General features: G+C 70.4%; 11 protein-coding genes. 8 read left to right on the plus strand and 3 right to left on the minus strand.

All coding sequences use genetic code 11. The features are described 5' to 3' along the window. Position 1: 1 nt before the first annotated feature. Entirely contained in the window at positions 2 to 1543 is a 1542-nt protein-coding gene (locus ACFVJQ_RS06140) for an amino acid permease (RefSeq protein WP_385781324.1), read from the minus strand. A gap of 228 nt (positions 1544 to 1771) precedes the next feature. Here ACFVJQ_RS06140 and ACFVJQ_RS06145 point away from each other — a divergent pair, with 228 nt between their 5' ends. From ACFVJQ_RS06145 to ACFVJQ_RS06155, 3 genes are all read left to right on the plus strand, one after another. Next, positions 1772 to 2419, plus strand: a complete 648-nt coding sequence (locus tag ACFVJQ_RS06145; protein ID WP_385514494.1) for a PadR family transcriptional regulator — start codon at positions 1772 to 1774, stop codon at positions 2417 to 2419. Between the two features lie 176 nt (positions 2420 to 2595). Further along, positions 2596 to 3603, plus strand: a complete 1008-nt coding sequence (locus tag ACFVJQ_RS06150) for an ATP-binding cassette domain-containing protein (RefSeq protein WP_385514493.1) — start codon at positions 2596 to 2598, stop codon at positions 3601 to 3603. Further along, complete coding sequence (locus ACFVJQ_RS06155; protein ID WP_385514492.1) at positions 3600 to 4376, plus strand: ABC transporter permease; 777 nt, start codon at positions 3600 to 3602, stop codon at positions 4374 to 4376. The genes ACFVJQ_RS06150 and ACFVJQ_RS06155 overlap by 4 nt, the downstream gene beginning before the upstream one ends. 63 nt (positions 4377 to 4439) lie before the next feature. Here the strand turns inward: ACFVJQ_RS06155 and ACFVJQ_RS06160 are convergent, their stop codons facing one another. Together ACFVJQ_RS06160 and ACFVJQ_RS06165 are read right to left on the minus strand one after the other, a co-directional pair. Further along, entirely contained in the window at positions 4440 to 5285 is an 846-nt protein-coding gene (locus ACFVJQ_RS06160) for a siderophore-interacting protein (RefSeq protein ID WP_385514491.1), read from the minus strand. 115 nt (positions 5286 to 5400) lie between these two features. Further along, a complete protein-coding gene (locus ACFVJQ_RS06165; protein ID WP_385514519.1) occupies positions 5401 to 6330 on the minus strand; it encodes a 5'-3' exonuclease H3TH domain-containing protein in 930 nt (309 codons plus the stop codon). A 198-nt stretch (positions 6331 to 6528) separates the two neighbouring features. Between ACFVJQ_RS06165 and ACFVJQ_RS06170 the strand changes: the two genes are divergently transcribed. From ACFVJQ_RS06170 to ACFVJQ_RS06190, 5 genes are all read left to right on the plus strand, one after another. Further along, a complete protein-coding gene (locus tag ACFVJQ_RS06170) occupies positions 6529 to 7617 on the plus strand; it encodes a glycine betaine/L-proline ABC transporter ATP-binding protein (RefSeq protein ID WP_385781329.1) in 1089 nt (362 codons plus the stop codon). After that, complete coding sequence (locus ACFVJQ_RS06175) at positions 7610 to 10225, plus strand: ABC transporter permease/substrate binding protein (protein WP_385781332.1); 2616 nt, start codon at positions 7610 to 7612, stop codon at positions 10223 to 10225. The genes ACFVJQ_RS06170 and ACFVJQ_RS06175 overlap by 8 nt, the downstream gene beginning before the upstream one ends. Before the next feature lie 464 nt (positions 10226 to 10689). Then, positions 10690 to 11256 (plus strand): helix-turn-helix domain-containing protein, encoded by a 567-nt coding sequence (locus tag ACFVJQ_RS06180; protein WP_129796937.1) that lies wholly within the window; start codon positions 10690 to 10692, stop codon positions 11254 to 11256. After that, positions 11256 to 11975, plus strand: coding sequence for a helical backbone metal receptor (locus tag ACFVJQ_RS06185; protein ID WP_385515955.1), 720 nt, complete (start codon positions 11256 to 11258; stop codon positions 11973 to 11975). Before ACFVJQ_RS06180 ends, ACFVJQ_RS06185 begins: the two co-directional genes overlap by 1 nt. A gap of 58 nt (positions 11976 to 12033) precedes the next feature. Further along, the gene (locus tag ACFVJQ_RS06190) at positions 12034 to 12996 is read left to right on the plus strand and encodes a LysR family transcriptional regulator (RefSeq protein ID WP_385515956.1); all 963 of its coding nucleotides are present in this window, start codon (positions 12034 to 12036) and stop codon (positions 12994 to 12996) included. The last annotated feature ends 65 nt before the right edge of the window (positions 12997 to 13061 follow it).

Here is a 13061-nt window from a genome sequence, read left to right on the forward strand (position 1 = left end):
CCTAGACCACCCCCGTCTCCGGTACGGCCGTCCGCCTCCGGTACACCCGGTAGGCCGTGCCCACCGCGACGGTCACCGTCAGGAACAGCACCGTGAACCACTGGAAGTACCAGTGCCCGCCCGCCGGGTCGTACACCGCTGCCCGTGGCCAGGCCAGGTTGACCGTCATGAACAGGCCGTAGAGCAGGGCGAGCGCGTTGACCGGGACGCCCCAGCGGCCGAGGGAGAACAGGGGTGCACCCGTCTCGTCGGTGCCGGCGGAGGTGAAACGGCCGCGCAGGCGCTGCACCAGCAGGGGGCCGGTGACCATGGCGTACGCAAGGTAGAGCAGCACGATGCAGGTGGTGCCGATGGCCAGGAACGCCTCGGGGGAGGCGAAGTTCAGCAGCAGCAGGGCGGCGGCGAGGGCGCCGACGACGACTGCGGGGGCGCTGGGCATGCCGGTGCGCGGATTGACCCGGGCGAGGCGGCGGGCGAAGGGGAGCCCGCCGTCGCGGGCCATGGAGAACAACATCCGGCAGGCCGCGGTCTGGATGGCCAGGGTGGCCACGACGATCGCCACCACCACATCGGCCAGCAGCAGGCGGCCGACCCCGTCACCCAGACTGCTGGTGAGGACGTAGCTCAGACCGTCGACCGCCAGGTGTCCGTCGGTGAGGCTGGGCGCGGCGAGCAGTCCGCCGAGGACGATCAGGCCGCCGAGCAGTCCGGCGGAGGCCAGCGCGGTGAGGATGGTGCGGGGCGCGGTGCGGCGCGGGTGGTGCGTCTCCTCGCTCAGCTCGCCCGCGCTGTCGAAGCCGATCATCACGTACGCCGCCGTGAACGAGCCCACCAGCAGCGCGCCGAGCAGTCCGGACTGCGCGGCTCCCTCGGTGTGGAAGGTGATGCCGGGGGAGCGTTCGGAGTGGGTGAGCAGCAGGACGACGATCAGGACGGCGCCGATGATCTCGGCGGTCACGCCGACCCGGTTGATCACCGACATCACGCGGTTGTCGACGACGTTCACCAGCGTGGTCAGCGCCAGCAGGACCACGCCGAGGACGGCCGCGTTGGCCGCGCCGTCGGCGGAGGTCGGGGCCGGGTCGTCGCCGATGAGCTGGAAGCCGGACCAGATCGCGGGCAGCACCATCTGCAGCGCAAGCGCCGCGGCCGCCACGACCACGATCTGGCCGATCACCATGATCCAGCCCGCGAACCAGCCGAAGGCCGGGTTCGACAGCCGTGTGGACCACTGGTAGATCGCGCCCGAGATCGGATAGCGCGCCGCCAGCTCGGCGAAACAGGCGGCCACCAGCAGTTGCCCGATCAGCACCGCCGGCCAGGCCCAGAAGAAGACGGGGCCGCCGAAGGCGTACCCGAAGGCGAAGAACTGGAAGACCGTCGTCAGGACGGAGATGAAGGAGAACCCGGCTGCGAACGAGGCATACCGGCCGAGGCTGCGATGCAGTTCCTGACGGTAGCCGAACTCCTCGAGGGAGCGGGCGTCGGCGGAGTCCGGCTCCGGTGGATCGGGGCGGACGTCGGAGGGGGCGGTGGTGGTCACGGCGGCACCTGCCTTGGGCGTTGGCGCTGATTCCTGTCGGGCGACAGAAATTAGGGAGGGCCTGTTTCCGGCGCGTCACGCCGGCATGTCCGGGTCGGGCCCAAGTCCTCACGCACTTGCCGCCGGGGTTCAATCGCGATACATCGTGTTCGTTGCACCCTCTCGACTTCCTGGGGTGGTTCGCGATATATTCGGTCACGGATATTCGGAAACGAGGGGATCGTCGCCATGCCGGGCAAGCGCCGCAAGCTGAGCAACCCGCTCGCGCTGACCGTGATGACGACCCTCTGGCAGAAGCCGATGCATCCGTACGAGATCGCCCAGACCCTGCGCCGTCAGGGCAAGGACGCCAGTACGAAGATCAACTACGGCTCGCTCTACACGGTCGTGCAGAACCTCGAGAAGCACGGCTTCGTCGAGGTGACCGACGTGGAGCGGCAGGGCAACCGCCCCGAGCGCACGGTCTACGGGCTCACCGAGGCCGGGCGTGAGGAGATGACCGAGTGGCTGTCGGACCTGATCGCCGTCCCGGCGAAGGAGTACCCGATCTTCGAGACCGCGCTCTCGCTGCTGGGGGCGCTGCCCCCCGACGACGTGGCGCGGCTGCTTCAGGAGCGCCTCACGTCCCTGGACGTTCAGGTGACGAGCGGGCGGGCGGTGTTGGAGAAGCTCTACGAGACGCTGCCGCGGCTGTTCCTCGTCGAGGTCGAGTACCAGCTCCACATGGTCGAGGCGCAGGCGCAGTGGGTCCGCAGCTTCGTCGCGGAGATCCGCGACGGCTCGCTGCCCGGCGTCGAAGCATGGCGGCGCTTCCACGAGACGGGGGAGTGGCCGCCGGAGCTGGAGGAGGTGGAGCACCGCCACTTCGGCACGTGACCCCTGCATGAACAGACCCCGGCAGGACTGTTGCAGCAGTCCCGCCAGGGTCCCCAACCCCGAACCGAGTCCGCTGTGAGGCAGAACCGGGCGATCGAGGTGCGGCACACCCAGGATAGCCCGGCGCTCTTCACGTGGATCAGTCGTCCCTACGCTCATCCAGGAGAGCTGTCGTCATGAACTCCCGTGCGCCCGCCGTCGAGGCGCGGCAACTCGTCAAGACCTACCCCGGTGACGTCACGGCCCTGGGCGGCCTGGACATCACCGTCGAGCCCGGCACGGTTTTCGGGCTCCTCGGCCCCAACGGGGCCGGAAAGTCCACCACCGTCAAGATCCTCACCACCCTGGCCCGCCCCGACTCGGGCGCGGCCACCGTCGCCGGCCACGATGTGCTGCGCCACCCCGACCGGGTGCGCCGCGCGATCGGGGTGGTCGCCCAGAACTCCGGCGCCGATCCGGTCGCCACCGGCCGTGAGAACCTTCAACTCCAGGGCCGGCTCCACGGCTTGAAGGGCGCCGCGCTCGGTCGGCGGGTGGACGAGCTGCTGGAGCGTTTCACGCTCTCGGACGCCGCCCGGCGCCCGGTGAAGGGCTACTCCGGTGGTATGCGCCGCCGGCTCGACGTCGCCCTCGGCCTGGTACACCGGCCCGAGGTGCTCTTCCTCGACGAACCCACCACCGGCCTCGACCCGGAGGCCCGCAGTGCGATGTGGGACGAGATCGGGCGGCTGGCAGGTGAGGAGGGCCTGACCATCCTGCTGACCACTCACTATCTCGAAGAGGCCGACCGGCTCGCCGAACGCATCGCCATCGTCGACCGAGGTCGCGTCGTCGTCGAAGGCAGCCCCCACTCCCTCAAGGGCGAACTGCGCGGTGATGCCGTCCATGTGGAACTGCGCGAGGCGCTCGGTGAAGCCGGCCGTACGGTGCTCGGCGGCACCCTCGGCGGACTGCCGGGCGTGCACGAGGTGCTGATCGACGGCCTGCGCATCAGCGTCCGGGCCGAGGAGGGCGCCGCCGTGGTGCCTGCGCTGCTGGCCACGCTGGAGCGCGCCGGAGTCAGGGTCGCCGCCGCGACGGTCGCCCGGCCCTCCCTCGACGACGTCTACCTCCGCTATGCCGGCCGCCGGTATGCCGAGGCCGACTCCGCCGATCAGTTCGTCCTCGCGGGAGGTGCGCGATGAGCACCGCGGTCGCCCAGACCTGGTACATGACGCAACGTCAACTCATGGTGTTCGCACGGCAGCCCGCGTACGCGGTCATCACACTCATCCAGCCGGTGGTGTGGCTGTTCCTGTTCGGCAGCCTCTTCAGGAAGGTCGTCGAGCTGGGCGGCTTCGGCACCGGCTCGTATCTCGACTACCTCGTACCGGGCGTGGTGGTGATGAGCGCGCTCAGCTCCAACATGTGGGCGGGCATGGGCACCTTGGAGGAGATCCAGCGCGGCACGCTCAACCGCTTCCTGACCACGCCGGTCAGCCGGGCCGCGCTGATGAACGGCAATGTCGTGTACAACGGCCTGGTCACCGCCCTGCAGTCGCTGATCATCGTGCTGCTGGGCCTGCTCGGCGGCGCCGACTACCCGGGCGGCATCGGGGGAGTGGTCGTCCTGGTGCCGGCCTCGGTGTTGCTCGGCACTGTCTTCGGGGCGCTGTCCAACGCGCTCGGCATGCTGGTGCGGGAGCGGGAGTCGCTCATCGGGATCAACACCTTCCTGCTGCTGCCGCTGACGTTCCTGTCCAGCGCCTTCATGGCGCCGGCCCAGATGCCGGGGTGGATGCGGCACGTCGCCGACTTCAACCCGCTCGACTGGGCGATGGTGGCGGGCCGTTCGGCACTGTCCGCCGACCCTGACTGGGGGGACGTGCTCAGCCGGGGCGGGGGACTGCTGGCGCTCGCGGTGGCGGCGGTGTGGCTGTCGATCCGGACGTTCAGGTCGTACCAGCGGTCGGTGTGACCCGGCCGCAGACAGCGAAGCGGCGGCACCTCGCACGGTGCCGCCGGTTCGATCGACGTATGCCTAAGCGGCGGCCACGCCGCTCTCCTGCTCCGCCTCGATGCGGGCGTTCCAGTCCCGCTTCGCGGCCTGCCAGCCGTCCTCGTTGTGGCCGAGCCGCCAGTAGCCGGAGATCGACAGGTCCTCGCGCGGGATCTGGTACTCGACCCGCAGCAGTCGGCGCAGCTCCTTCACGCAGCCCGCCTCGCCGTGCACGAACGCCTGCACACGGCCCGCCGGGAACTCCAGTGCCCGTACGGCCTCGACGAGCGCCTCGCCGACGGGACGGTCGCCGCGGTACAGCCAGACGACCTCCACGTCGGAGTCGAACTTCTGCCGCTCCTCGGGGCCGGAGACCTCCACGAAGGCCCGGACCTCGGCGCCGTCCGGGAGCGATTCCAGGGCGGCCCCGATCGCGGGCAGCGCGCTCTCGTCACCGGCGAGCAGATGCCAGTCGGCGCCCGCGTCGGGGGCGTAGGCGCCGCCGGGGCCCATGAAGTGGATGGTCTCGCCGGGCTGGACACGCATCGCCCAGGGGCCGGCCAGTCCCTCGTCGCCGTGGAGCACGAAGTCCAGTGTCAGCTCGCGCAGTTCGGGATCCCAGGCGCGCACGGTGTACGTCCGCGTGACCGGCCACTGCTCGCGCGGGAACTCCTCGCGGATCCGCTGCATGTCGAAGGGCTCGGGGTAGGTGACGCCGTCGGCGGGGAACAGGAGCTTCACGTAGTGGTCGGTGCACGTGCCCGCCGCGAACTCGGCGAGACCCGGGCCGCCCAGGACCACACGCTGCATGTGCGGAGTGAGCCGTTCGGTGCGGACGACCTGCGCGGAATGGGCCCTCCGCGGCTGCCGGGCCGGACGTTCTGCCATGACGGTCTCCCTGCTCCCCAAGAAACTTAGGCTTGCCTAACTTACCATCTCCCTCAAGTGAACGCCTCTCTCCTGACGAGTTTATGAGTCTGAGTTGCCGCGGTTGCCGGAATCGTCACGATCCGAGGGTCGTCAGCAGCCGCTGCAACGACCCGCCCAGCCCCCACCGCACGGCCAGCCCGTCCAGCGCCGCCGGGTCGCGGGGAGTGTGCGGCAGTGTCGTGTCGACGTCCGGCAGCGGCACGTCCGTCGCGACCCGGACCACCGTCGGCGCCACCGCGAGATACGGCCGCGCCTCGGTCAGCCGCGTGCGCTGCGTCGGTGTGAGCCGGGCCGTGCGGTCGTCGACGGCGGCCAGGATCCCCGCCAGATCGCCGAACTCGGCCAGCAGCTTCGCGGCCGTCTTCTCGCCGATGCCCGGTACGCCCGGCAGACCGTCGCTCGGGTCGCCGCGCAGCAGGGCCAGATCCGCGTACCCCCGGCCGTCGACGCCGTACTTCTCGCGCAGCCACGCCTCGTCCGTGAGCTGCAGCGTGCCCACGCCCTTCAGCGGGTACAGCACCCGCACCCCGCGCGCGTCGTCCACCAGCTGGTACAGGTCCCGGTCGCCGGTGACGATGTCCACCGGGCCGGCCGCCCGCGCGGTGAACGTGCCGATGACATCGTCCGCCTCGTACCCCTCGACGCCCACGCGCGCGATGCCGAGCGCGTCGAGGACGGCCTCGATGACCGGCACCTGCGGCGACAGCGTGTCCGGCACCTCCTCCTCGTCGGGCCCCACCTCGTGCTCCTCGGCGACGCGGTGCGCCTTGTACGACGGGATCAGGTCGACCCGCCACTTCGGTCGCCAGTCGGCGTCCATGCAGGCGACCAGGTGGTCCGGCTGGTGGTCCCGGACCAGGCGGTCGATGAACTCCAGCAGTCCGCGCACGGCGTTCACCGGTGTGCCGTCCGGGGCCTTCACCGAGTCCGGGACGCCGAAGTAGGCGCGGAAGTAGAGCGAGGCGGTGTCGAGGAGCATCAGTCGTCCGGTCACGCCTCGCATCATGCCGTACGGCTCCGACAGTCACCCGGAGACGGCCGGGGCGAGCCGCCTGCCGTACGCCCTGTGAACTGGGCCACTAGTGCGTTTGTGCAGGCGGAACGAGGGCAGGCGCCGCCTCGGAGCGATGCCGGTTGCACTTTCAAACAGTATGTCCGCTCATCATCTCCTTTTCCCCTGCCGTCGAGACAAGAGGTACGCGTGTCAGCCAGGCTAGAAGCCGAGCATCTGTACAAGATGTTCGGCAGACGACCCGATGAGGCAGTCGACAGGCTCCGAAAAGGGGCAGACCGGGAGGAGTTGCGCGCCGACGGCACCACCGCCGCCGTGATCGACGCCTCCTTCACCGTGGAACCAGGCCAGATCTTCGTCGTCATGGGCCTGTCCGGGTCCGGCAAGTCCACGCTGCTGCGCATGCTCAACGGGCTGCTGGAGCCGACCGCCGGCTCGGTCCGTTTCGACGGCCAGGACCTCACCGCGCTCAGCGACCGCGACCTGCGCGAGGTCCGGGCGAAGAAGATCAGCATGGTCTTCCAGCACTTCGCGCTCTTCCCGCACCGCAGCGTCCTGGACAACGCCGCCTACGGCCTCGCCGTGCAGGGCGTGCCCCGCGCCGAGCGCGAGCGGCGCGCCGGCGAGGCGCTCGCCCTGTGCGGTCTGGCCGGCTGGGAGAAGTCCTGGCCCGACGAGCTGTCCGGCGGTATGCAGCAGCGCGTCGGCCTGGCCCGCGCCCTCGCCACCGACGCGGACCTGCTGCTGATGGACGAGTCCTTCAGCGCCCTCGACCCGCTGATCCGCCGTGACATGCAGGACCAGCTGCTCGAACTCCAGCGGAGCCTGAAGAAGACGATCGTCTTCATCACCCACGACCTCAACGAGGCCATGCGTCTGGGTGACCGCATCGCCGTCATGCGTGACGGACGGATCGTGCAGACCGGCAGCGCCGAGGACATCCTGCTGCGCCCCGCGAACGACTACGTCGCCTCCTTCACCCAGGACGTCGACCGCTCCCGCGTGCTGACCGCGGGCGCCGTCATGGACACCGAGGTGCGCGGCGACGAGGCCGACTGCGGCTGCGAGACCGCGACGCCCGACACCCCGTTCGGTGAGCTGTGCGCGATCAGCGCCCGGGTCCCGCACCCGGTCGCGGTGCTCGACAAGCAGCGCGCACTGGTCGGGGTCGTCCCGCGGCAGCGGCTCGTCGGCTTCCTCGGCGAAGAGGCGGGCGCACCGCAGCCGTGCGACTCCCCGCGCGGCAAGGGCGGAGAGAAGGTGATCGCCCGTGCCTAGGATCGAGTTCGGCTCCTGGGTCAATGACACGGTCGAATGGCTCACCACCCACATGGGATGGCTCTTCGACTTCTTCGAGCAGGTCTTCCGCGGCGCCTACGAGGGCGTCGACTCCGTGCTTCAGGCGCCGGAACCGCTGCTTCTCGCGGGCATCTTCGCCGTGATCGCCTTCTGGCTGCGCGGCGCGCTCGCCGGCGTCCTCACCTTCGCGGGATTCGCCTTCGTCATCTCCCTGGAACTGTGGGAGAACGCGATGATGACGCTGTCGCTCGTCGTCGTCGCCACCGTCATCGCGCTCGTCATCTCGGTCCCGGTGGGCATCTGGGCGGCGCGCTCGAACCGCGTCAGCTCGGTCGTACGGCCCGCGCTGGACCTGATGCAGACGCTGCCGGCGATGGTCTACCTCATCCCGGCGATCCTCTTCTTCGGCAGCGGCGCCGCCGCGGGCATCGTCGCCACCCTGATCTTCGCGCTCGCCCCGGGCGTGCGCATGACCGAGCTGGGCATCCGCCAGGTCGACAAGGAACTGGTCGAGGCGGCCGAGGCGTTCGGCACCACCCCGCGCGACACCCTGCTGCGCGTCCAGCTCCCGCTGGCGCTGCCCACGGTCATGGCCGGCGTGAACCAGGTCATCATGCTCGGCCTGTCGATGGCCGCGATCGCCGGCATGGTCGGCGCCGACGGCCTGGGCGGCGACGTGAACGAGGCGATCGGCCAGCTCAACGTCGGCCTGGGCGCCGAGGCGGGCATCGCCATCGTGATCCTCGCGATCTACCTCGACCGTATGACCAGCGCGCTGGGCACCGAGGTCTCGCCGCTCGGCCGGCGGGCCGCCGCCCGGCTGCGCGCCGCCCAGGGCCTGAAGATCTGGTCGTACCGGCCCCGCCCGGCCGTCGCCGTCGTCGGCGTCGTCGTCCTCGCCCTCGTGGCGGGCGGCATGGGCATCTTCGGCAGCAGCGACAAGACCGCCCCGGTCGCCGCCGACACGAACGTCGGCCAGGGCAAGAAGATCAGCATCGGCTACATCCCCTGGGACGAGGGCGTCGCCTCCACCTATCTCTGGAAGGAGATCCTGGAGCAGCGCGGCTATGAGGTGGAGACCAAGCAGTTCGAGGCCGGGCCGCTCTACACCTCGCTCTCCCAGGGCGACGTCGACTTCCAGACCGACGCCTGGCTGCCGATCACCCACGAGCAGTACTGGAAGAAGTACGGCGCACAGCTCGAGGACCTTGGCTCCTGGTACGGCCCCACCTCCCTGGAGCTGAGCGTGCCCGCCTACATGAAGGGCGTCGACTCCCTGGAGGACCTCAAGGGACAGGCGTCGAAGTTCGGCGGCAAGATCACCGGTATCGAGTCCAGCGCCGGCATGATGAGCCTGCTCAAGAGCAAGGTCCTCAAGGAGTACGGCCTCGACAAGGAGTACAAGGTCGTCGACAGCTCCACGCCCGCGATGCTGGCCGAGCTCAAGCGCGCGTACGCCAAGCAGGAGCCGATCGTCGTCACGCTCTGGTCGCCGCACTGGGCGTACAACGACTACAAGCTGAAGAAGCTCAAGGACCCGAAGGGCGCCTGGGGCGAGGGCGACGGTGTGCACACCGTCGCGCGCAAGGGCTTCGCCCAGGAGAACCCGGTCGTCGGCGAGTGGCTGAAGAACTTCAAGCTGAGCGAGGAACAGCTCACCAGCCTGGAGTCGGAGATCAACAGGGCCGGCAAGGGCAAGCAGCAGGACGCCGTGCGGGCCTGGCTCAAGGACAACCAGGGTGTCGTCGACAAGCTGGCCCCGGTCCAGAACGCGGCCGGCGCGGCCCCGGCCGAGACCAAGCGCCCCGTGGACGTGGCCTGGTTCCCATGGGACGAGGACATCGCCGTCACCTACCTGTGGAAGAACGTCCTGGAACGGCGCGGCTACAAGCTGAACCTCAAGCAGATGGACGTCGGCCCGGTCTACACCGGCCTGGCCTCCGGCGACCTGGACCTCAACTTCGACGCCTGGCTGCCGTACGCCCAGAAGAACTACTGGGACAAACACAAGGACAAACTCAACGACCTCGGCACCTGGTACGAGCCGACCTCACTGGAGCTCGCCGTCCCCTCCTACGTGAAGGGCGTCGACTCCCTGGAGGACCTCAAGGGCAAGGCCGACCTGTTCGACGGCCGGATCGTCGGCATCGAGCCGGGCACCGGTGAGATGAACCTGCTGAAGACCAAGGTCCTGCCCGGGTACGGCCTGGACAAGGAGTACGAGGTCGTCGACGGCTCCACCCCGGCGATGCTGGCCGAGCTCAAGCGGGCGTACGCCAAGCAGGAGCCGATCGCCGTCGTGCTGTGGTCACCCCACTGGGCGTACAGCGAGTACGAGCTGACCAAGCTGAAGGACCCCGAGAAGTACTTCGGCGAGGGCAACACGATCCGCACGATCTCCAGCGAGAAGTTCCCGGAGCAGTACCCGCAGCTCACGAAGTGGATCAAGAACTTCAAGATGAGCGAGGACGAGCTGGGCACCCTGGAGGCGGAGATCAAGGACCGCGGCCAGGGCCACGAGGAGGAGGCCGTCGCCGCCTGGCTCGAGGAGCACCCCGACATGGTGAGCCGGATGACACCGCAGTGACCGTCGTCCCCCGACGCGTGCCCGGGTGACCTGACCGGCCCGGCACGCCCTGCCCGAGGGGTGGGCTTCGCCGCACGACCGACGCGTGCGGCGAAGCCCACCCCTCGTGGCATTGCCCCGTACCTGGACAATGGAAGGAACGAAAAGGATCCGGCCAACCACGAAGAGCTACGTCCTGCCCGAGCCTCGTCCGCTCGACCGCATGGCCGCCGCCGCGGTGGTGAGAACACCTGGCGAGCCTCACGCGTTGCAGTGAGAAGGACGCCAGCGTAAGACCACTGTGAGGGCCGATCCACTGGCGCGAACTGTGAGGTCGGGAGGCACCCGGTGTGACGGCGATGTGACAGGCGCATGAAACGGTTTGCCGAACATGCGTAGGGTGCAGAGAACTCATCAGAACGGAGTGCGCCCGGACACAGCGGCGCATGAGGAGCGAGCGACGAGCGAAGGAGGGAGCCGGAGCGATGGGCGACCACAAAGAGCAGTCCCTTCGAGTAGGCGCGGCCGTACGGCGGCGGCGCCGCGCCCTGGAGCTCACCCTCGCCGTCGTGGCCGAGCGCAGCGGCCTGTCGGTCCCCTTCCTGAGCCAGGTGGAGAACGACCGGGCGCGACCCAGCCGCAGCTCCCTGGAGAAGGTCGCCGACGCCCTGCGCACCACCGCCGTCGAACTCCTCGCGGCCGCCGATCCGGCGTGCAGCGTCGACGTGGTGCGCTGCGAGAGCACCGAGCCGACGCCCGAACCGCAGGTGCGCTCCCTGGTGCGCGGTCACCATCAGATGCACGCCTCGGAGTTCACGGGCGACCATGACGCCGGCCGTGAATTCCAGTACCGCAACGACCAGTTGCTGTACGTCGCGGACGGCGCGGTGGAGATAGAGGCGGAGGGCCGCGCCTATCGCCTGGGCCGCGGCGACACGCTGTACCTCACGGGCGGCGTCCGGCACCGCTGGCGGGCCGCCGAGCCGGACACACGGGTCCTCGTCGTCGCCGTGGCCGAGCACATCGAGGCCGTCCACGACAAGCCCCGGTAGTGCGGGTCGTCTCGCTGGTGCCGTCGCTGACGGAGGCCGTGGCGGTGTCCGTGCCCGGCGCCCTGGTCGGCGCCACCGACTGGTGCACCCGTCCGGCGGATCTCGGCGTCATCCGCGTCGGCGGCACCAAGAACCCGAAGGCCGAGCGTATCCTCGCCCTCGCCCCCGACCTGGTGATCGCCAACGAGGAGGAGAACCGCGCCCCCGACCTCGACGCCCTGCGCGCCGCCGGCGTCGAGGTACTGGTGACCGAGGTGCGGGACGTGCCGCAGGCCTTCCGTGAGCTGGCCCGGGTGCTGGACGCCTGCGGTGCCGGGTCCCGGCCGCAGTGGCTGGACGAGGCCGAGGCGGCCTGGTCGCGGCCACCCGTCCTGGACCCGCGTACGACCGCCGTGGTGCCGATCTGGCGGCGGCCGTGGATGGTGCTCGGCCGGGACACCTTCGCGGGCGACGTACTGGCCCGGCTCGGCGTCGACCACCTGTACGCGGGCCATGCGGACCGCTATCCACGGATTCCCCTCGAGGACCTGCGCGCGGCGGCACCGGACGTGGTCGTGCTGCCGGACGAGCCCTACCGCTTCACCGCAGACGACGGACCGGAGGCCTTCGCGGGGCTGCCGTGCGCACTCGTCAGCGGCCGGCACCTGACGTGGTACGGGCCATCGCTCGTCGAGGCACCACGGGTGCTGGGCGAGGCCCTGCGAGCAGCTCTCCGCTGAGCAGGCCCCCACCGGGGAGCCAGGGAGTATGCCTCTACCGGGGGCATAAGGTGGAGTTATGAGCTGGTCGGAGGAGCAGGAGAACGGGCGGCCGTCCACGGGCGGTGGTTCGCTGGCGCACCGGGTGCCCGATCTGGGCGCGCTGGAGCTGCTGCTGGCGGTGGCCCGGCTGGGCAGCCTCGGCGCGGCGGCCCGTGAGGTCGGCATCACCCAGCCGGCGGCCAGCAGCCGGATCCGCTCCATGGAGCGGCAGCTGGGCGTGGCCCTGGTGGACCGGTCCCCGCGCGGATCGCAGCTCACGGACGCCGGTGCGCTGGTGACGGACTGGGCACGCCGGGTCGTCGAGGCGGCGGAGGCCTTCGACGTGGGAGCACAGGCGCTGCGGGACCGGCGGGACTCGCGGCTGCGGGTCGCGGCCAGCATGACGATCGCCGAGTACCTGCTGCCGGGCTGGCTGCTGGCGCTGCGCGCACAGCGACCGGACACGGCGGTGTCACTGCTCGCGGGCAACTCGGCGGCCGTGGCGGAGCGGCTGCTGGCCGACGAGGCCGACCTGGGCTTCGTGGAGGGACTGTCGGTGCCGACCGGACTGGACTCGGTCGTCATCGCCCACGACCACCTGATCGTCGTCACAGCACCCGGCCACCCCTGGGCCCGCCGACGCCGCCCCCTTTCGGCCGAGGAACTGGCGGCTACGCCGCTGGTCCTCCGGGAGAAGGGCTCGGGCACCCGCCAGGTCCTGGACGCCGCGCTGGGCGGCCTCGCCCGGCCGCTGATCGAGTTGTCCTCCACGACGGCCGTGAAGGCATCCGCCGTCGGCGGCGCCGGACCGGCGGTGCTGAGCGAACTGGCGGTCGGGGAGGAACTGTCCACCCGGCGCCTGGTCAGCGTCCCGGTGGACGGCGCACGGCTTCGCCGCGACCTACGGGCGGTCTGGCGCACGGGCCACCGACCGACGGGACCGGCCCGGGAGCTGCTGGGGCTGACGCGGGTGTCGCCGGCCAAGGAGCGACGGGGCTGACACCGGTTTCGTGGACCCGTCGGCCGGGACAGCGCCCTGAAGGGGCGCGGGGCTGTGACATTGTG

This window comes from Streptomyces sp. NPDC127197, assembly GCF_042672405.1.
GTDB classification, from domain to species: domain Bacteria; phylum Actinomycetota; class Actinomycetes; order Streptomycetales; family Streptomycetaceae; genus Streptomyces; species Streptomyces flavusporus.